This window comes from Acidimicrobiia bacterium (assembly GCA_041393965.1).
Classification (GTDB): domain Bacteria; phylum Actinomycetota; class Acidimicrobiia; order Spongiisociales; family UBA5794; genus UBA5794.
In genome coordinates this window covers 387,012-405,161 of record JAWKJB010000002.1, presented here as the reverse complement: position 1 = coordinate 405,161, position 18,150 = coordinate 387,012, and the positions used below count along the sequence as shown (strand labels likewise).

The window sequence follows — 18,150 nt, the reverse complement described above, 5'->3', positions numbered from 1 at the left end:
AAGAGGCGGGCCACGGCCCACCTCGGCAGAGATCTCGGTTCGTCCCTTCAGTATAACGCGCGCGGTGCACAGCGGCGCTGGCTCAGGAGCTGTCTCGAAGTCCCGACCTCCCGCCACGCACGAGGCTGGCCACATGGTCGACGATCTCATCGACCGGGATCTCGGACACCGAACCCGCCCGTCGTTCGACGAGCTCGACAACGCCTCGCTCGAGTCCCTTGGGTCCGACGGTGATCCGGTATGGGACACCGATGAGCTCGGCATCGTTGAACTTGACGCCCGGCCGTTCGTCCCGGTCGTCGAGGAGCACCTCGACTCCGGCATCGATCAGTTCCTCGTAGATGCGGGTGCTCGTCTCAGCTGAAGCCGCCGCGTCGGGCCTGACGACGGTGATCACGAGGTGATAGGGCGCGATCTCGATTGGCCAGATGATGCCACGCTCATCGTGGTTGGCCTCAACGGAAGCGGCCATGTTGCGTTCCACGCCGATCCCGTACGAACCCATCACGATCGGAACGGTTGTACCGTCCTTGTCGAGCACGGTCACACCGAGCGGTTCGGCATAGAAGGTCCCGAGCTTGAAGATGTGCCCGACCTCGATCGCGTTGAACACTCGGAGGGCCGACCCGCATGAAGGGCATGCCTCACCGTCGACGACCTCACGCACATCCACCCATTCCGTGACCTTGATGTCACGCTCGATGTCGACACCCCTGAGATGCCAATCATCGATGTTCGCTCCTGTTGTCATCGCGCGCCGACCCCTGAGCCCTTCATCGGCGAGGATTCGCACCGCCTCGACACCAACTGCTCCAAGGCTTCCCGCATCCGCTCCGAGCAGCTCCCTGATTTCGTCCGGTCGGGCGGACCTCGCCTGAGTCGTGCGCGTGATGTCCATCAGCTTCTGCTCTTGGAGACCGTGATCGCCACGCAGAAGGACGAGGATGAGCTCACCATCGAGAACCTGAACGAGCGTCTTGATCTGTCGGTCGGCCGAAGCCCCGCCGTCGAACCGCTCGAGATCGGCAATCGTGCGGACACCAGGGGTCGGGAACTTCTCGACCTCGAAAGGCCCGTCGGCATCCGCGATATCACCGATTCGTGCTGTCGCCTTCTCGAGGTTGGCGGCATAACCGCAGTTTGCGCAATGGGCGACCTCGTCCTCACCAACATCGCTCTCGACCATGAATTCGACCGATTCCTTGCCGCCCATCGCTCCCGACGACGCCCGCACGGCAACCGCTTGCATTCCCAGCCGCTCGAAGATCCGTGTGTAGGCGTCGTGATGTCGCGTGAACTGCACATCGAGACCATCGAAGTCAAGGTCGAAGCTGTACGAGTCCTTCATCGTGAACTCTCTGACCCGCAGCAGGCCCGATTTGGGACGCGCCTCGTCGCGGAACTTCGTCTGGATGTGGTACCACAGCTGTGGGAGCTGCTTGTACGATGTCAGTTCGGACGATACCGTTGCGAAGATCTCCTCATGGGTGGGACCGAGCACCACCTCGGCACCCTTGTTGTCCGTGAAGGTCATCATGATGTCGGCCATGGTGGCGGAGCGTCCCGTACGGTCCCAGATCTCCCTCGGATGGAGTTGGGGGAGCATGAATTCCTGACCGCCGATGCGATCGATCTCCTCGCGGATGATGTCCATGACCTTCGCCCGCACGCGCTGGCCGAGCGGAAGCATCGAGTACACACCTGCCATCAGCTGGCGCATGTAGCCAGCCCGCACCAGCAGCCGGTGGCTCACGGCCTCGGCATCGGTCGGATCGTCGCGCAGTGTGGGAATGAAAGCCTTGGACCACCGCATCTTGAGAACCCTACCCGTCCCGCTCAGCGACCCGCTGGACGGCTTTGCGTCGTTCGGCGACCCGGTTGGCGTCTCCTTGGATCGACAGCAGCTCGAGGCGGGTCTCGTTGGCGAGATCCGCCGCCGTCACATCGGCGGCGGCGATCCTGGCCTCGGCACCCTGCTCGGCGAGCAACTCCGCTTCGGTGATCAGCGCTTCAACCATGTCCTCTTCTGGCACGACGCGAACCACCTCGCCCTTGATGAACAGGTGCCCGCGGCCGCGTCCGGCGGCGAGTCCGAGATCGGCCTCACGGGCCTCACCGGGGCCGTTGACGACGCACCCCATCACCGCGACCTGGATTGGTAGGTTCATTGCTTCGAGACGCTCGTTTGCCTCAGAGGCCACGGCGATGACATCGACTTCGGCCCTGCCGCACGATGGACACGCGATGAGATCCAGCGATGAGCGCTCCCGAAGTCCGAGGTACTCGAGCAGTGCCCGACCGGACTTCGCCTCCTCGACCGGGTCGGCGGTAAGCGAGAACCGGATCGTGTCTCCGATGCCTTCCGAAAGGAGCGTCGCGATCCCAGCGACCGACTTGATGAGACCGCTCGGCGGCGGCCCCGCCTCGGTGACGCCGAGGTGCAATGGGTAGTCGACCGTGTCGGCGAGGAGCCGGTACGACTCGATCATGGCCGGCACATTGGAGTGCTTCACCGAGATCTTGATGTCGTGGAACTCGACATCGTTGAGGTACTTCGCCTCGATGAGGGCCGATTCAACGAGGGCCGCAGGCACCGGTCCGCCGTGCTTGGCCAGCAGGTCCTTGTCGAGGGATCCGGCATTCACGCCGATCCTGATGGGAATCCCCGCATCGAGCGCTGCTCGGGCAACCGCCTTGATGTGCTGTTCCTTCCGGATGTTGCCGGGATTGAGTCGGAGCGCCGACACCCCGGCTTCGACTGCGGCGAGCGCGAGACGATACTGGTAGTGGATGTCGGCGACGATCGGCACCGGTGATCTCGGCATGATCTCTGCGAGCCCCTCAGCCGCTTCAACGGTGTTGCAGGTGACCCGTGCGATGTCGGCGCCTGCACCGGCAAGTGCATAGATCTGGGCAAGCGTGCCGTCGACATCGTGGGTCTTCGTCGTGGTCATCGATTGCACCGAGATCGGGGCGCCGGCACCCACCGGAACCGACCCGACCTTCAGACCCCGTGTCAACCGCCTGTCGTAGATCATGTCATCGGAGGGTAGCCAGCCACTTGCCGCGTCCATGCCGGGATGGCTACCCGATGGGATCGAAGATGTCGAGGTAGACGCCCATCAGACCGAGGCTCACGAGAAAGATGAACACGACGGCGGCAACCGGCAGAAGCCTCTCGATGTTGGGAGTCCTGCCGGAGACCTTCTCGTAGGCCGCAACAGCGAAGTGTCCGCCGTCGAGCGGGTACAGCGGAACGAAGTTGAGCACGCCAACGAACACATTGACGAGCGCGAGGAGCTCGATCGTCGCCTCAACCGGCCCCGCGATCTGCACGAGGCCGATCGGGCTGACGGGGCGCACCGTATCGAGAACCTCGTCGTCACCGCCGAACATCGCCATGACAAGTTTCGGGAAGCTGACGACCATCTCCCACAGGCCGCGTGCGCTCTGGACGGCAGCCTCACCAACCTGCGTGGCTGCGTGTGGAACCATGCCGAGCACGCCGGGGTGCTGTCGCTCCGCTTCGGCGATGACCCCGAAGAAGCCGACCTGCTCGGTGATCGGCTGCCCATCGCCTCCGACAACGACCGCGCCCGTCTCGTCGCGCACAGGGCGTTGGACCACAGCCAGCCGAGCCGTCAAGTCGATGTCGGTGCCATCGCGATCGACTCGAATGACCACCGTTTCGTCTCCGTGGCTCGCCGTGAAGTTCGCGAAGTCCTCCCAGTCGCCAACGGTTTGCCCATCGGTCGCAACGATGACATCCCCAGCAAGGACACCTGCAAGGCGTGCAGGCGACGCAGTCGAGCCGTCCGGAACGGTCTCAGAGACGGCTGCGATCGTGGTGGTTCGGACCACAAGACCGTTGACATCGCGTACGACGACACCGACGGTGACGCCGAGGATGTACAAGAGCAGGAATGCCACGATGAAGTGGCTCGCGATCCCTGCGAGGACCACGACCGACTTCTTCCAGAAGGGAGCGACACGATATGTCCGGTTCTCCTCTTCAGGCGCGATCTCTTCGAATGGATTCATTCCGATGATTCGTACATAGCCACCGAATGGGATGGCCTTGACGCCGTACTCGGTCTCCCCTCTCACGGTCGACCACAGTTTCGGGCCGAACCCGAAGAACGCTTCCGTGGCCTTCATCCCGAATGACTTCGCCGCGACGAAGTGACCCCCTTCGTGGATGACGATCATCAGCACGACACCGATGATCATGATGGCGGGGCCCATGCGCGGCTCCTCGTTGCGGTCGTTCGGTCGCCGAACGGTACCGACAAGACCGACTAATCAGACGCCTTCTGCACCGCCGAACGAGCCTCCGAGCGAGCCCAGTCGTCTGCTTCGAGCACCTCAGCGACCGACTCGGGCGTCGTCGGCTCGTGGCGAGTGAGCACCTCGGCAACGATTGATGCGATTGCAAGGAACGGAATCACTCCATCGAGGAACGCTGCGACGGCGACTTCATCGGCGGCGTTGAGCACCGCCGGTGCGGTTCCGCCAGCTCGCCCTGCCTCGTACCCGAGTGCAAGGCATGGAAATGTCTCATGATCCGGCGCTTCGAAGGTGAGGTCCGTGCCCACGAGATCCAGCGGCGCATGGTCAACGGCGATCCGCTCAGGATGCGTGATCGCCATCTGGATAGGCTTGCGCATGTCGGGAAAACCGACTTCCGCGGTCACGATGCCGTCGACGAATTCCACAAACGAGTGGATGACGCTCTGGGGGTGAACGGTGACCGCGATGGCGTCGAAGGGCACACCGAACAAGAAATGCGCTTCGATCACCTCGAATGCCTTGTTCATCAGGGTGGCCGAATCCGTCGTGATTCTCGGCCCCATTTGCCATGTCGGATGCGCGAGCGTCTCGGCAACCGTGACCGCTTCGAGTTCCGAACGGTTCATCCCTCGAAAGGGCCCGCCCGAGGCGGTCAGGATCAGCCGCGCGATGTCCCGGCTCGACGAACCAGCGATGCACTGGAAGATCGCTGCGTGCTCGGAATCGACCGGGATGAGCTCGCCACCGCCGTCCTTGAGTGCTGCAAGGACAAGCGAGCCTCCTGCGACCATGCTCTCCTTGTTCGCGAGGGCGAGTCGGTTGCCCGCGTAGAGCGCCGCGAGGGACGCTTCGAGTCCGGCCGCGCCGACGATCGCATTCAGCACCGTGACATCTTCGATTGCGGCCGCTTCGGTAATGGCACCGTCGCCGAAATGGACACGGTCGCCCAGTTCCTCCCGAAACGCACTCGCGGCATCTCCCGGTTCCACAACGCACACCGCCGCCTCCGGGTGTGCGTTCGCGAGGCGCAAGAGCGCGTCAGATCCGGTCTTCGCTGCCATCGCAGCGATCGGAACGCCAATCCGTTCAGCCACCTCGACTGCTTGGCGACCGATCGAGCCGGTTGCGCCGAGGATGACGAGGGGCTTCAGAGCAGACCTGCGAACATGAGGACGGCCCACGCAGCCGGGATGGCGAACAGGAGCCCGTCGATCCGGTCAAAGAATCCACCGTGCCCTGGGAGGACCGATCCCATGTCCTTGAGGCCCAGTGCGCGCTTGGCGGCCGACATCGCAAGGTCACCGAGCGGGGTCATGACCGCCGCGACCATCCCGATCACAAGTCCCGAAGTGAGCTCGAACGGCTCGAAGTAGTGGAGCATTGCGCCGAGACCCACCGCGACGAGCGTGCCCGCAACAAGGCCCTCAACGGTCTTGTTCGGCGAAACCCATGGAGCAAAATGGGTCCGACCGATCGATCGCCCGACGAAGAACGCCGCGATGTCGGCGCCTGCGACCACCACGACGACACCGATGATCAGGGTCTCGTAGGCGTCGGCGTTGGCGATCAGCATCGCGAAGGATCCAAGTCCCGCCCAGACCATCACCGTTGTCGTCAACGCAAGGTTCGCAAGCGGGTCTTCCTTGTCCGGAACGACGGCGTAGAACATGAGGAGCAGCACGGTGGCAATGAGAAACGCGATCGGGATCGCCGCGGCGCTCCACCAGAACGCGCCGAGACTTGCTGCCACGATGCCCGCGAACCCGAACAGCGAGATGGGCCGTCGGCCCGACCTCGCCAGTGCCGTGTAGAACTCGCCCGCCGCGAGGACGAAGACGACGATGGCAAACACGACGAGTGCCGGCCTCCAGACGAGCGATGCCGCGAGGGCGAGGATCAGGATGATTCCGGTGATGACGCGCGAGATCAGATCCCCTGTCGCCCTTGCACGCACACGACGGTGCCCCTCGGCCTTGACGACATCGTCGAATCCGACCACCGACGACTCGAGTCCCGGAATCTCCGCGACGAGTGCGACCTGCTCGGTGTCCTCGGCTTCGGCTGCTGCGATGGCCGCGGCGAGCCCAGCGTGCTCGCGCGTCGAACCGTAGAAGATGGTCTCTTCGGCGAACCCGAAGTCATCTGCCCCTGCGTCATCGTCGGGCGCATCGGCAGTCCCGTACGGAACGGCCGCAGGGTCGACGGCGTCATCGAACGGGGATTCGCCCCCGTCCTCGTCCGCCCACAGGTCGCCGAACGATGCTGCGATCCCCGCAACCTCATCGTCGGGTGCGACGATTTCGATCTCGCCCGTATCTGGCTCGTCGTCCCCGACATAGGCCTCGAATTCGAACACCGCATCCGGATCGAACGGCTCATCGTCGGTTGGAACGGTGATGATCCCAGCGGTGTCAGTTGGATCCACGACCTCCTCGTCTGCATCGGGGGCCGGTTCGGGATCTTCCGCTGTTGATTCGTCGCCCGGCGGGCCCGTCTCGGGACGGAACACGGCATCGTCGATGGTGTCGATCTCGTCGGTTTCGTCGCCATCGGCCGGTGGCGCGTACGGGTCGGTCGCGGGTCCGGCTTCCTCGGCAAGCCAATCGTCGAAGCTGGAGGCGTTGTTGTCGCTGCGTTCGTCTGCCATGGTGCTCCACGGTACCGGAATCAGGTGCGACAGGTGCGTCATCGACTCACCGCACGCTGGTGGGTCTCACCAGGATGCAGTGCCGTCACACCTCAAGCAGTTCCTCTTCCTTGCGTTCGAGAGCCTCGTCGATTGCCGCGGTGTGTTTGTCGGTGAGGCTTTGGAGTTCCTCTTCTGCGCGATAAATGTCGTCCTCGGAGACATCCTCGTCTTCGATCGCATCCTTTGCATGGCGCCGCACATTGCGGATCGCAACGCGGCCCTCCTCTGCGAGGGATCGAACGACCTTGATGAGCTCTCTTCGCCGCTCCTCGGTCAGTGCCGGGAAGGCAAGCCGGATGATGTTGCCGTCATTGGAGGGGTTCAAGCCGAGGTCCGCCTCCTGGATCCCGCGTTCGACCGCGGCGATCGACCCTTTGTCGTACGGCTGGACGATGAGCATGCGGGCTTCGGGGACAGTGAACGATGCAAGCTGCTGAAGGGGTGTCCTGGTACCGTAGTAGTCCACGCTGACGCGACTGAGCAAGCCCGGATTGGCGCGACCCGTTCTCACGCCCGCGAACTCATTGATCGTGTGTTCAACGGCCTGATCCATCTTGAGTTCTGCGTCGCTGAGCACTTCGTTGATCATCAGCTTCTCCCAGCCTCGACGAGCGTGCCCACGGCGTCCCCGCGGATCGCTTTTGCGATATTCCCCGGTTCGCTCATGTTGAACACCCGGATGGGCAGGCCGTTCTCCATACACATCGTAATCGCCGTTGCATCCATCACTCCGAGCTGCTCGGAGATCGCGTGCATGTAGTCGAGCTCCCCCATGAACTCCGCCGTGGGATCAACGGTGGGATCAGCGGTATAGATGCCATCCACCTTGGTCGCCTTGAGCACGGCGTCGGCACCGATCTCCGCGGCGCGAAGCGCCGCAGTCGTGTCCGTCGTGAAGAAGGGATTGCCGGTTCCGCCGGCGAATACCACAATCCTCCCCTTCTCGAGGTGGCGGATAGCCCTGAGTCGGATATAGGGCTCTGCGACCTGTTGTATGTTGATCGCGGTCTGAACCCTGCACTCGGCGCCCGCCCGTTCGAGGGCATCCCGAATTGCCAACGCGTTGATCACCGTCGCGAGCATGCCCATGTAATCGGCGCTTGCCCTGTCCATGTTCGACGCTGCTCCGGAGAGACCACGGAAGATGTTGCCGCCTCCGACAACAATGGCGATCTCGTGGCCCTCGGCGCGAGCAGCCGCGATCTCGGCCGCGGTCTGGTCAACCGTTGCGGGATCGATGCCGTAGCCGAGTTCGGCATCGGCGAACGCCTCACCGGACAGCTTCAGCACGACTCTGCGTTTGGTCATCCGATCCTCCGCGTTGTGTCACTCCCCGATTGCGACCCTAGCCATCGAAGAGACGGAAATGTTCTCACCCATCCTGACCGCCAGATCCCGAACCATGTCGCCGATCGTGCCGTCGTACTTGTCAGTCCTGACGAACACCTGATCCAGCAGCACATGATCCTTGAAGAACGACTCGATGCGCCCCGCGACGATCTTGTCCACGATCTCGTCGGGCTTGCCTTCGTTGCGGGCCTGGGCGGCGATGATTCGCTTCTCCTCCGCCAACACATCCTCTGGAATGTCTTCACGGTTGATCCATTGTGGCCGAGATGCGGCAGCGTGCATCGCGATGTCGTTGGCCGCTTCCTTGAATTCGTCGCTCTTGGCGACGAAGTCGGTCTCCGATGCGAGTCCGACGAGGACTCCGAGCACGGGACGGCCTGCCTGGTGGTGCATGTAGACCCCGACAACACCTTCGGTCTGCGTGCGGTCGGCTCGTTTCGCTGCGGCAGCGATCCCTTGCTCCCGGAGGTATTCGGCAGCCTTCTCCTTGTCGCCGCCGGTCGCCTCGAGCGCCTTCTTGGCGTCCATCATGCCGGCTCCGGTCAGCTTCCTGAGATCCTGGACATCCTTGGCGGTGAAGTCAGCCATGATCACTCCCCCGCGGGCGCGTCGGACGGTTCCGCGTCGGTGTTGGGGGCGTCCTTTCGCTTTGACTTTGCGATCTCCGCACCGGCGATGCACCCGTCGGCCACTACACCAGCGAGCAGATGGGCGGCACGAATGGCGTCGTCATTGCCCGGTATGACGAGATCGACATTGTCGGGATCACAGTTCGTGTCGACGAGTGCGATCACGGGAATACCGAGCCTGTTCGCCTCGGTGACCGCGATGTGTTCCGTGTTGATATCGACGATGAAGACAGCTTCGGGTGGTCGCCTCATGTCGGCGACACCTCCGAGCACTGCCTGGAGCTTCACGAGTTCCTTTCGCAGGCGAAGGCGCTCCTTCTTCGGAAGCTGACCCATCTCCCCCGTGGATTCCATCTGTTCGAGTTCGTGCATGTAGAGGATCCGTTTGTGAATGGTCTGGAAGTTGGTCAGCATCCCTCCGAGCCACCGCTGGTTGACATAGGGCATGTGGGACCGCTTCGCAGCCTCCTCGATGGCCGGTTGGGCCTGCTTCTTGGTCCCGACGAAGAGGACCTTCCCACCGTTGGCAGTGATGTCACGCGCCATCGCATACGCCTCTTCAGCGGCTTCAAGCGTCTGGCGAAGATCGAGAATGTGGATGCCGTTGCGTTCCGAGAAGATGAAAGGACGCATCTTGGGGTTCCACCGAGAGGTTTGGTGACCAAAGTGGACGCCCGATTCGAGCAGTTGGCGCATGGCGATGACGGCCATTGAGAGTTCTCCTTGTTCGGGTTGTGCTTCGGACCACCCTTCGAGCCTCCGAACACCGACATCGGTCGGTGCACCACGCGGAGATTGCGGTGGTCGTGTGTGATGGTGGGAACGATACCGTCTCGATGCTGTTGTCGCTATCGGTACACCGGCTCGATGAAGCGATTTCGGAGGCTCATGACAGCCTTGGTGTGGATCTGACAGATTCGCGACTCGGTGACATTGAGGACGCCTCCGATCTCGGCGAGGGTGAGGCCCTCGTAGTAGTAGAGCGTCAGCACGAGCCGCTCACGATCGGGAAGCCGGTTGATGGAATCGGCGAGGAGGTATCTCGTCTCCTCCTTCTCGAAGTTGCGTGACGGATCGACTGCGGACTTGTCGGGAATCATGTCGGTCATGGAACCAGACTCTCGTTCGCCAGGGCTCAACAACTCGTCGAGCGCGACGAAACCGAGATTCGCGATCTCACCGAGGTGCTCCCTGAGCGTGTCGACATCGAGGTCCATCGCTTCGGCGACTTCGTCCTCGGTGGCGGTCCGTTGGAGACGATGCTCGAGCTCGGCCATGGTTCGCTGGATCTCCCTTGCTCGTGCACGCACCGACCGTGGAACCCAATCGAGGGCCCTCAGCTCGTCGAGAATCGCTCCCTTGATCCGGTTGACGGCATATGTCTCGAACTTGAATCCCCGCTCCGGTTCGAACTTGTCGACCGCATCGATCAGGCCGAAGGTGCCGAACGACACGAGATCCCCATGATCCACATTGCGCGGAAGGCCCGAGCCGACCCGACCGGCGACGAACTTCACGAGGGGCGAGTAGTGCAGGATCAGCCCCTCGCGGGCGCTCTCATCACCGGTCGCCTTGTACGATGCCCACAGGTCATCGAGCTCGTGCTGGTCCTTCTCAGGCACGGGGGTGACTTCTTTCATAGGTCTCTGCCATGTGCTTGCGCGTCACCGAAGTGTAGATCTGCGTCGTCGCGAGTTCCGAGTGACCGAGCAATTCCTGCACGGCACGCAAATCTGCGCCGTTCTCGAGCAGATGGGTTGCAAAGGAGTGGCGGAGCGAATGGGGATGCGATCCGAGCCTCTTGGCAACAACCCGACGGATCGATCGCGGCGAGAGATCCCCGCCCCGCGCCCCGATCCAGAGGCGGTCCGACACCCTCCCGTCGACGAGAATGGGTCTCGCTCGTCTGACATACTGCTCAACCACCCGCTCCACGCGTGGTGTCACGGGAATCGATCGTTGGACGCCCCCTTTCCCGTTGACGACGAGGAACGGGCGGCCATCGAAGGCGCGAACGGGGAGGCTGGCAAGCTCCGAGACACGGAGCCCGGTTCCGTAGAGGGTCTCGAGGATCGCCCGATCACGCAGATCGATGGGTGCTTCGTCACCGATCGATTCGAGCATGGTCGCGAGCGAACCCGACGGGATCGCCCTTGGCAGGATTCGTGGACGCTTCGGCTGTGCGACGCCAGCAGCGGGATTCGCATCGATGAGGTACCGCGCCGCGGCGTCTGAGAGGAATCCACGAACCGCGGATGCCTTCCGTGCGATGGAACGGGCGGCATACCGCTTGGTCGACAGCTGGGCGAGATACCGGCGAACCACACGCCGGTCGATGTCATCGAGTCGCGTGAGACCGCCACGGCGGCAGAATTCGGCGAACCCGGCGAGATCAACCCGGTACGCGGCGATGGTGTGTGGCGACAGACCGCGCTCGAATGAGCAACGCTCCAGATACGACTCTGCGGCGTCCGAAATCAGCGGGGCGACCGTTCCGCGGTCGATTGGCGTTGTTGACATCCACCCATGGTGCCACGCCCTGGCCGTTCGTCAATGTTCTCCGTATCCAAAGCCGTCTACACACCTCCGGCCATCGACTTGGGTGCGGTCTGGGTGAGCGGGGCGAGCAGGTCGAGGACCGCGGCGAGGTCATCAGCACCGAAGATCGGGAAGGCGCCGTCGCGAATGAGCGCGTTCGTACCGGCCGAGGTGGACCGATCGATGTCCCCTGGCACTGCGTAGACGGGCACCCCGTAGTCGATCGCGATCCGAGCAGTGATGAGGGCGCCGCCGGTCACGGAAGCCTCGACGACGAGCACGATGTCTGACAAGCCGGCAATGATCCGGTTGCGGGTGGGGAATCGCCACGCATCGGGACGGATGCCGGGCGGGTACTCCGACACGATCGCGCCCGAGGCCGCCACCACCTGATGGAGGGAACGGTTCTCCGCCGGGTACACGACATCGATGCCACACCCGAGCACGCCGATGCACCGACCAGTCCCGCTCGTTGGTGGTTGGTCCGGCCGCGCGCCGCGATGGGCCGCTGCGTCGATGCCGCGCGCGAGCCCACTCACGACATTCCAGCCCGAGCGCACCGCAGCGAGGCCGTAGGCGGCCGCGAGCTCACGACCGTACGCGGTACAGGCACGACTGCCGACGATCCCGATGGCGGGCCCTTCCGGCATCCTGCCCCGCACGAAGAGCCATCGGGGTGCCCCGTCGTAGTTGGTGAGACGGCCCGGGTACGACTCGTCACCTGCCATGACGAACTCGACTCCGAGGGCGAGGAGTTCTGCTTCCCGTGTGGCTCGATCGACCCGGATTGCCTGCTGTGAAGCGTCCGGTAGTCGGGGCAGCCCTCGCTCAACGGCGTCAACGGCGGCGTCGATGGTGCCGAATCGATCGATGAGCTCGTCGACACGACGAGGGGCCAGCGCACCGTGAGCGAGTCGTACTGCGGCTTGTCGCGTCATGCCACCTTCTCTCGCAGGTCCATCGCCTCCTTGATGTGGATGTCCGTGGTCAACTCCGCCTGTTCGAGGTCGGCAATGGTTCGTGCGACTCTGCGTACCCGGTTCCATCCCCGCGCGGTCAACCCGGCAGCACTCGGTTCCGCGACGAGGAATGCCGGAACCGTCACTGGATCCTCCAGCGATTCGAGATCCCCGGCGCCGAGATCCCGATTGAGTACACCTCGTTCGTGTTGGCATCGGCGTGCCTCGAGAACTCGCTCCCTGACCGCCGCGCTCGGCTCGCCACCGGGCCCGCGCAGCTCGGCCGGGCGGAGTCGCTCGACCGTGAGCCGCACATCGAACCGGTCGAGGAGCGGACCCGAAAGCCGTGCACGGTATCGACCGAGCTGTTGGTCGGTGCACTGACACCCTTCGAGGCGGTCGTCCCGATAGCCACAAGGACACGGGTTCGAAGCCGCGACGACCTGAATCTGGGACGGGAACCGAACGGAGGCGGCCTGGCGTGACACGACGAGATGACCCGCTTCCATCGGCTGGCGCAGGGCATCGAGTACGGCGGGTGGGAACTCCCCGAGTTCGTCGAGGAACAGAACACCCCGATGGGCTCTGGTGACCTCGCCGGGAACCGGGATGCCAGCACCCCCGCCAACCATTGCGGGTATCGAGATCGAATGGTGAGGAGCCCGGAATGGTGGGGCGGCCGAGGTGGTCCCTCCACCATGGGCCGCCTGGATCAGGGCAACCTCGCGTTCTTCGGCCTCCGACAATGGCGGGAGCAGCGAAGGCAGACATGCCGCAAGCATCGACTTGCCTGCACCGGGAGGCCCAATCATGAGCATGTGATGTCCGCCGGCTGCGGTGATCTCGAGTGCGCGACGGGCCGTCGGCTGGCCGCGCAGGTCGGCGAGATCCGTCGCGTGACGGGTGGTTGCAGGGCTCATGTTGGCCCCGGGAAGGGCCGAGGGCGTGCGAATCGCCGCCACGGCGTCAGCAAGGGTTGCCACGGTTGCGGTCGAAGCAACGAGCGAACGCGGCACGACCGAGCCGACGGGCACGAGGGCAACAGCACTCGTCGCTTCGGCCACGCAGGCTGCTGCTATGGCCCCTCGAGTCGGAAGCACCGCGCCGTGCAGCGAGAGCTCTCCGATCGCAACGAAGTCACCGAGGCGGGCTCCGATTCCCTTTGCAGCGTTGATCAGGCTGATCGCGATCGGCAGATCGTAGGAGGATCCGGCCTTCGGGAGATCCGCGGGTGACAGCGACACGACCACGCGACCCTTCGGAAACGGAAAGCCGGAGGCTTTGATCGCTGACCGGACCCGCTCACGGGATTCCCGCACCGCCGCGTCGGGTAGCCCGACGATGATGAACTGTCCGCGCCCGCCACCGAGCGTTGTCTCGATGTGGACGGGTATCGGCTCGACACCAACGAGTACCCCGGATGTGACATGTTGACTCATGGCTTCACCGTATGACACGGGTCTGACAGAAAGACTGCGCCGCGCATGCCAGCCGTGATCGTTGGCAATTGCCGTCTCAGCGACCCCGGAAGTGGGGGGTTCGTTTCTCGACGAACGCCTGCGCTCCCTCACGAAGGTCGCCGGATCCGAGCAGAACCGCCTGCATCTGTGCCTCCATCGCGAGCGCCTGTTCGAACGACACCGATGACGACCGGTCGAGGGACCGCTTGATCATCGACTGGGCGAGCGGCGCGCCCGCGGCGAGGTCTCCGGCAAGGGACTCGACGCGGCCGGGGAGTTCATCGACGCTGACCACTTCGGCAACGAGCCCGATGCGGAGCGCCTCGTCGGCATTCACGATGCGGCCGGTGAGAGCGAGTTCGCGGGCCCTGGCGAGTCCCACGAGTCTTGGCAACAGCCAGGTGCCGCCGAAGTCAACGGTGAGACCGCGCCGGACGAAGATCTCGGCGAACCTGGCCCGTTCCGTTGCAATCACGACATCACAGCCAATGGCGAGGTTCATGCCTGCCCCGACGGCGACGCCATCAACCGCAGCGATGGTCGGCTTCGGGACGCGATGCAGCTCGGTTGCTGCCCGGTTGGCACGACGCATCCGTTCGGCGTTGTCCGCTGCACTCGGAACATCGGTCAGGTCGCGGTGCATGTCGGCTCCTGAGCAGAAATCCCCGTCCGCGCCCGCCACGACGAGCACCCGCGCATCTGATGCTGCGAAACCTGAGAAAGCGTCGGCAAGGTCATCCCAGCCCGTTGCCGGAACCGCATTCCGGCGACCGGGATTCGACATGGTGAGCCAACGCACCGTTTGGGTGCCGATGACATCCTCGGTGGTCACGAAGCCGCTCACGCCGACACAGTACCTTGGTGCGTGTACGGAGGCCGGTACGCAGGGTGTGGGCGGGTGTGTCCTAGCATCCTGGCATGACCGACACGACCTTCACGGACCCGGCCGCATCGGGGGCCTTCGGGGTGCCGCACGCCGAGATCGTCCAGCCGATCCAGCCGTATCAGGCGAACAAGCCTTATCTCTGTCCCGGATGCGAGGTGAGGATCGACCCGGGAACGGGTCACCTCGTGGTCGTACCACAGGAGATGCCAGACCTGCGTCGCCACTGGCACCGCGGCTGTTGGTTCAAAGAGCGGCGACGCCGAGGCGACCACCGTTCAGTCAATCCCTAGGAGCCATCTCACTTCAAGGGTCGACGGTGTCATTGCGACCGCAACGACATCGATCCTGTCGATCGTTTGCCGAAGACTTGCCGCCGTTCTGATGATCAACCCGACCTTGACATCATCGACGGCATCGAGCGGGTCGGATCCATCCGAGGTGGTCTTCACCTCGACGGCCACTCGTCGGTCACCGTCGCGGACCACCAGATCGATCTCGCCGCCGTCGGCATGGACATTGCGACCGAGCACGACGCATCCCCGACGAGTGACGAAGGACTCTGCGATACGCTCACCGAGCGGTCCGATGGGCTGTGGCATCCCGGACACGGTACGCCATCGACCAGCGCGTTGCTAGCTCGTTATCTCACCCACCGGTGCCCGTTGCCGGCGTCTGGACCAAGCCCAGCTCAGCTCGGAAGCCGAAGCGATATGGGAATGGTGCGTCGGTGTCAATTGTTGTCCCAAATGAACCGAACACATCGCGGGCGACGCAACATTCGTGGCATTTGTCATGGCTGCCCGCAGGTACCCAACACCCCAGGAGCTGATCGTGACTTCCGTACCGTCCCCGAGCACACCCATCATCGATACCGGGGTGGACCGCGAGTTCATCTATGTGGGCGACCCGATGTGCTCGTGGTGTCACGGTTTCGCACCGGTCGTGAAGAAGGTCGCGACTGAGTTCGGTCTCCCCCTGGCTGTCAAGGTCGGCGGGCTTCGCGCGTTCGAGAGCGCCGAACCTCTCGGTGAGCGACTCAAGGGATTTCTTTCGGCGGAGTGGGCCAGAATCGGCGAGGTCACCGGTCAACCGTTCTCGACGGCTGCGCTTGACCGAGAAGGCTGGGTCTACGACACCGGGCCAGCGGATCAAGCGGTGGTAGCAGCGCGTAACCTCGAGGCAACCTCGGCACTGGACTTCTTCGCCGCACTCCAGCATGCCTTCTACGCCGAAGGGCGCGACATCACCCAACGCGAGGTACTCATTGATGTTGCTGCTGGATTTGGGTTCGATCGTGCCGCGTTCGGCGCCGCATTCGACAATGCGCACGAAGACACGCTGCGTGACTTCGCAGAAACACGGTCGTGGGGAGTCACTGGCTATCCGACGCTCCTGATTCGAACGGGCGACGAGCTGGTGAGGGCCACCGCGGGCTATACCTCGTTCGAAGACTTGCAGCCACAGCTCGCAGCCTGGTTCGAAACCAACGGTGTGGCCGAAGTCGCGCCAGCAATGATGTGCGATGTCGATGCTGGGCTCTGTTGATCGAGTCCAAGCAACGGCTTGACCATCGCGCCACCTCGGTACCGCTCTGAGACACCCAATCGCAGACACCCAATCGGCCCCGGTTTGGTGTTCCAGACACCCCGTGTTGCGACCGCTACAGACCGCCCCAACGGCTCGGGGGCCAAATGATGACGAAGGCCTTGCCCACGATGTCCTCGATCGGAATCGGACCGAAGAACCGCCCATCGCTCGAGTGGCACCGGTTGTCTCCCATCACCATCACATGATCCTCGGGAACGGTGATCGGCCCATAGTCGGAGGTACCGCAGGATGAAGGCGGCACCGCATCGGCAGCCAGATAGGGCTCATCGATCACCGCGCCGTTGATGTAGAGCTGGTTCTCGACGAGCTCCACCTCGTCCCCCGCGAGGCCGACCACTCGTTTGATGAACTCCGACTGCGGAGTGGCGAGCCCGATCGATTCGAAAAGGTTCCGGATGGCACTGCCGAGCATGCCCTCGGAAGCCTCCTCGAAGCCCGGACGCGGATCATCGAAGACGATCACATCACCCACCGATATGTCCCCGAACGAGTAGGCCATCTTGTTCACGAGCACCCGATCCTCGATTTGGAGGGTCTCTTGCATCGAACCAGACGGGATGAAGAACGCCTGGATCAGGAAGGTCTTGATCACCACCGCAACGACGAGAGCGATCCCAACAAGGATCGGGAGTTCGATCCAGAACGGGAGAGCCTTCTTCGTGACCGGTACTGGCACCTCTTCGGTGACATCGGGATCATCGTCGTCGGGGAAGGTCACGACGGAACCATACCGGCGCCCTCGATGAACCCGGCAGTGTCCGGCGGTCGCCACGAGGCCCCTCCGAGGTACTCATGCCAGAGCATGCGAGCCGCCGTGGATCGGTGCGGCGACCACGCCGCGGCGATCGAAGCGGCAGCGTTGCTCGACGGCACATCATCCAGTCCCATGACCCGTGTCATCGAGACATGAAGAGCGCGATCTCCTCGTGGCCACACATCTGCAGCACCGTTGACGAAGAGTGCGAAGCATGACGCGGTCCATGGCCCCACGCCTCGGATCGCGGTCAACCTGGCAACAGCGTCGTCCGCGTCGAGGCTCGCGACAGCCTTCAGGTCGAGCGCACCTTCGATCAGTAGTTGTGCGACGCCCTTGACATACCTCGCCTTCTGGCGGGAGAAGCCATCGGCGCGCAGCTGCTCGTCGCTGAGGCTGACCACGGCTCCTGGAGTCACTTTCCCCACACGACGCTCGAGGCGGCCGAATGCGGCGCTTGCGGATTGCAATGAGACTTGCTGCTCGAGGATGAGCCTGACCAGTGTCTCGAAGGTCGCGGGTCGGCGGAGATCGGGCGGGCGACCGTTGCGCTCGAGAAGCCGCGCAAAGGGCTCATGGTTGGAGGCGAGAGCTCCAGCATCGTCGAAGGGCTCGGCTGCTTGTCGCAAGCGCCGAACGCTAGTCGCGCTTTTCCTTGATGCGGGTCGCTTTGCCGACGCGGTCGCGGAGGTAATAGAGCTTTGCCCTGCGAACATCGCCCCGGCGCGTCACCTCGATCTTGCCGATGATCGGCGCGTGCAGCGGAAAGATGCGCTCGACACCGACGCCGAAGCTGATCTTGCGAACGGTGAAAGTCGCTCGGGCGCCGGATCCACCGTTCCGTGCAATGACGACGCCTTCAAACGCCTGTATCCGCTCACGGCCACCTTCGATCACACGCACATCAACCCGAACCGTGTCGCCAGGAGCGAAGTCGGGGATGTCGTCGCGCAGTTGAGCCTGCTCGATCTCTTCGATCGTGTTCAC

20 protein-coding genes are annotated in these 18,150 nt (G+C 63.6%); 2 read left to right on the top strand and 18 right to left on the bottom strand.

The features are described 5' to 3' along the window. Positions 1–82: 82 nt before the first annotated feature. The 14 genes from R2823_06745 to R2823_06680 form a co-directional block, all read right to left on the bottom strand. Positions 83–1,813 carry a proline--tRNA ligase gene (locus R2823_06745; GenBank protein MEZ5175887.1) on the bottom strand — a complete coding sequence of 577 codons (1,731 nt, stop codon included), beginning with the start codon at positions 1,811–1,813 and terminating at the stop codon, positions 83–85. Positions 1,814–1,823: 10 nt separating this feature from the next. Continuing rightward, the gene (gene ispG / locus R2823_06740; GenBank protein MEZ5175886.1) at positions 1,824–3,038 is read right to left on the bottom strand and encodes a flavodoxin-dependent (E)-4-hydroxy-3-methylbut-2-enyl-diphosphate synthase; all 1,215 of its coding nucleotides are present in this window, start codon (positions 3,036–3,038) and stop codon (positions 1,824–1,826) included. Between the two features lie 46 nt (positions 3,039–3,084). Next, positions 3,085–4,245 (bottom strand): site-2 protease family protein, encoded by a 1,161-nt coding sequence (locus R2823_06735; GenBank protein ID MEZ5175885.1) that lies wholly within the window; start codon positions 4,243–4,245, stop codon positions 3,085–3,087. Positions 4,246–4,298: 53 nt separating this feature from the next. After that, positions 4,299–5,471 carry a 1-deoxy-D-xylulose-5-phosphate reductoisomerase gene (dxr, locus tag R2823_06730; protein ID MEZ5175884.1) on the bottom strand — a complete coding sequence of 391 codons (1,173 nt, stop codon included), beginning with the start codon at positions 5,469–5,471 and terminating at the stop codon, positions 4,299–4,301. Beyond that, the gene (locus R2823_06725) at positions 5,438–6,979 is read right to left on the bottom strand and encodes a phosphatidate cytidylyltransferase (protein MEZ5175883.1); all 1,542 of its coding nucleotides are present in this window, start codon (positions 6,977–6,979) and stop codon (positions 5,438–5,440) included. The genes dxr and R2823_06725 overlap by 34 nt, the downstream gene beginning before the upstream one ends. Positions 6,980–7,022: 43 nt before the next feature. Beyond that, on the bottom strand, positions 7,023–7,568 hold the full coding sequence (gene frr / locus R2823_06720; protein ID MEZ5175882.1) for a ribosome recycling factor: 546 nt from the start codon (positions 7,566–7,568) through the stop codon (positions 7,023–7,025). Beyond that, positions 7,568–8,287, bottom strand: coding sequence for a UMP kinase (gene pyrH, locus R2823_06715; GenBank protein MEZ5175881.1), 720 nt, complete (start codon positions 8,285–8,287; stop codon positions 7,568–7,570). Before pyrH ends, frr begins: the two co-directional genes overlap by 1 nt. Positions 8,288–8,305: 18 nt before the next feature. Then, on the bottom strand, positions 8,306–8,917 hold the full coding sequence (locus R2823_06710) for a translation elongation factor Ts (protein MEZ5175880.1): 612 nt from the start codon (positions 8,915–8,917) through the stop codon (positions 8,306–8,308). A 2-nt stretch (positions 8,918–8,919) separates the two neighbouring features. Then, positions 8,920–9,669 (bottom strand): 30S ribosomal protein S2, encoded by a 750-nt coding sequence (gene rpsB / locus R2823_06705; GenBank protein MEZ5175879.1) that lies wholly within the window; start codon positions 9,667–9,669, stop codon positions 8,920–8,922. A gap of 137 nt (positions 9,670–9,806) precedes the next feature. Then, positions 9,807–10,598 (bottom strand): RNA polymerase sigma factor WhiG, encoded by a 792-nt coding sequence (gene whiG / locus R2823_06700; protein ID MEZ5175878.1) that lies wholly within the window; start codon positions 10,596–10,598, stop codon positions 9,807–9,809. Further along, the gene (locus R2823_06695) at positions 10,573–11,478 is read right to left on the bottom strand and encodes a tyrosine-type recombinase/integrase (GenBank protein ID MEZ5175877.1); all 906 of its coding nucleotides are present in this window, start codon (positions 11,476–11,478) and stop codon (positions 10,573–10,575) included. Before R2823_06695 ends, whiG begins: the two co-directional genes overlap by 26 nt. A gap of 56 nt (positions 11,479–11,534) precedes the next feature. Beyond that, positions 11,535–12,434 carry a DNA-processing protein DprA gene (gene dprA, locus R2823_06690; GenBank protein ID MEZ5175876.1) on the bottom strand — a complete coding sequence of 300 codons (900 nt, stop codon included), beginning with the start codon at positions 12,432–12,434 and terminating at the stop codon, positions 11,535–11,537. Then, entirely contained in the window at positions 12,431–13,894 is a 1,464-nt protein-coding gene (locus R2823_06685; GenBank protein ID MEZ5175875.1) for a YifB family Mg chelatase-like AAA ATPase, read from the bottom strand. The genes dprA and R2823_06685 overlap by 4 nt, the downstream gene beginning before the upstream one ends. A gap of 76 nt (positions 13,895–13,970) precedes the next feature. After that, positions 13,971–14,759: an enoyl-CoA hydratase-related protein gene (locus R2823_06680; protein ID MEZ5175874.1), complete on the bottom strand. Its 789-nt coding sequence runs from the start codon at positions 14,757–14,759 to the stop codon at positions 13,971–13,973. A 74-nt stretch (positions 14,760–14,833) separates the two neighbouring features. On the opposite strand from R2823_06680, the gene R2823_06675 reads away from it, so the two are divergent. Next, the gene (locus R2823_06675) at positions 14,834–15,091 is read left to right on the top strand and encodes a hypothetical protein (protein MEZ5175873.1); all 258 of its coding nucleotides are present in this window, start codon (positions 14,834–14,836) and stop codon (positions 15,089–15,091) included. Here R2823_06675 and R2823_06670 read toward each other — a convergent pair. After that, complete coding sequence (locus R2823_06670) at positions 15,077–15,400, bottom strand: YraN family protein (protein ID MEZ5175872.1); 324 nt, start codon at positions 15,398–15,400, stop codon at positions 15,077–15,079. The two genes, R2823_06675 and R2823_06670, sit on opposite strands and share 15 nt — an antisense overlap. A gap of 181 nt (positions 15,401–15,581) precedes the next feature. Here R2823_06670 and R2823_06665 point away from each other — a divergent pair, with 181 nt between their 5' ends. Continuing rightward, the gene (locus tag R2823_06665) at positions 15,582–16,346 is read left to right on the top strand and encodes a DsbA family protein (GenBank protein ID MEZ5175871.1); all 765 of its coding nucleotides are present in this window, start codon (positions 15,582–15,584) and stop codon (positions 16,344–16,346) included. A 115-nt stretch (positions 16,347–16,461) separates the two neighbouring features. Here R2823_06665 and lepB read toward each other — a convergent pair whose 3' ends face one another. The 3 genes from lepB to rplS are packed head-to-tail and all read right to left on the bottom strand — an operon-like array spanning position 16,462 to position 18,150. Then, entirely contained in the window at positions 16,462–17,127 is a 666-nt protein-coding gene (lepB, locus tag R2823_06660; protein MEZ5175870.1) for a signal peptidase I, read from the bottom strand. Next, on the bottom strand, positions 17,124–17,792 hold the full coding sequence (locus R2823_06655) for a DNA-3-methyladenine glycosylase 2 family protein (protein MEZ5175869.1): 669 nt from the start codon (positions 17,790–17,792) through the stop codon (positions 17,124–17,126). Before R2823_06655 ends, lepB begins: the two co-directional genes overlap by 4 nt. 10 nt (positions 17,793–17,802) lie before the next feature. Next, positions 17,803–18,150, bottom strand: coding sequence for a 50S ribosomal protein L19 (rplS, locus tag R2823_06650; GenBank protein MEZ5175868.1), 348 nt, complete (start codon positions 18,148–18,150; stop codon positions 17,803–17,805).

Excerpts from the sequence above, each read along its gene's own strand:
- R2823_06745 (MEZ5175887.1), bottom strand. The coding sequence starts at position 1,813 with ATGCGGTGGTCCAAGGCTTTCATTCCCACACTGCGCGACGATCCGACC.
- ispG (MEZ5175886.1), bottom strand. The coding sequence starts at position 3,038 with ATGATCTACGACAGGCGGTTGACACGGGGTCTGAAGGTCGGGTCGGTT.
- R2823_06735 (MEZ5175885.1), bottom strand. The coding sequence starts at position 4,245 with ATGGGCCCCGCCATCATGATCATCGGTGTCGTGCTGATGATCGTCATC.
- R2823_06725 (MEZ5175883.1), bottom strand. The coding sequence starts at position 6,979 with ATGACGCACCTGTCGCACCTGATTCCGGTACCGTGGAGCACCATGGCA.
- frr (MEZ5175882.1), bottom strand. The coding sequence starts at position 7,568 with ATGATCAACGAAGTGCTCAGCGACGCAGAACTCAAGATGGATCAGGCC.
- pyrH (MEZ5175881.1), bottom strand. The coding sequence starts at position 8,287 with ATGACCAAACGCAGAGTCGTGCTGAAGCTGTCCGGTGAGGCGTTCGCC.
- R2823_06710 (MEZ5175880.1), bottom strand. The coding sequence starts at position 8,917 with ATGGCTGACTTCACCGCCAAGGATGTCCAGGATCTCAGGAAGCTGACC.
- rpsB (MEZ5175879.1), bottom strand. The coding sequence starts at position 9,669 with ATGGCCGTCATCGCCATGCGCCAACTGCTCGAATCGGGCGTCCACTTT.
- whiG (MEZ5175878.1), bottom strand. The coding sequence starts at position 10,598 with ATGAAAGAAGTCACCCCCGTGCCTGAGAAGGACCAGCACGAGCTCGAT.
- R2823_06695 (MEZ5175877.1), bottom strand. The coding sequence starts at position 11,478 with ATGTCAACAACGCCAATCGACCGCGGAACGGTCGCCCCGCTGATTTCG.
- dprA (MEZ5175876.1), bottom strand. The coding sequence starts at position 12,434 with ATGACGCGACAAGCCGCAGTACGACTCGCTCACGGTGCGCTGGCCCCT.
- R2823_06685 (MEZ5175875.1), bottom strand. The coding sequence starts at position 13,894 with ATGAGTCAACATGTCACATCCGGGGTACTCGTTGGTGTCGAGCCGATA.
- R2823_06675 (MEZ5175873.1), top strand. The coding sequence starts at position 14,834 with ATGACCGACACGACCTTCACGGACCCGGCCGCATCGGGGGCCTTCGGG.
- R2823_06670 (MEZ5175872.1), bottom strand. The coding sequence starts at position 15,400 with ATGCCACAGCCCATCGGACCGCTCGGTGAGCGTATCGCAGAGTCCTTC.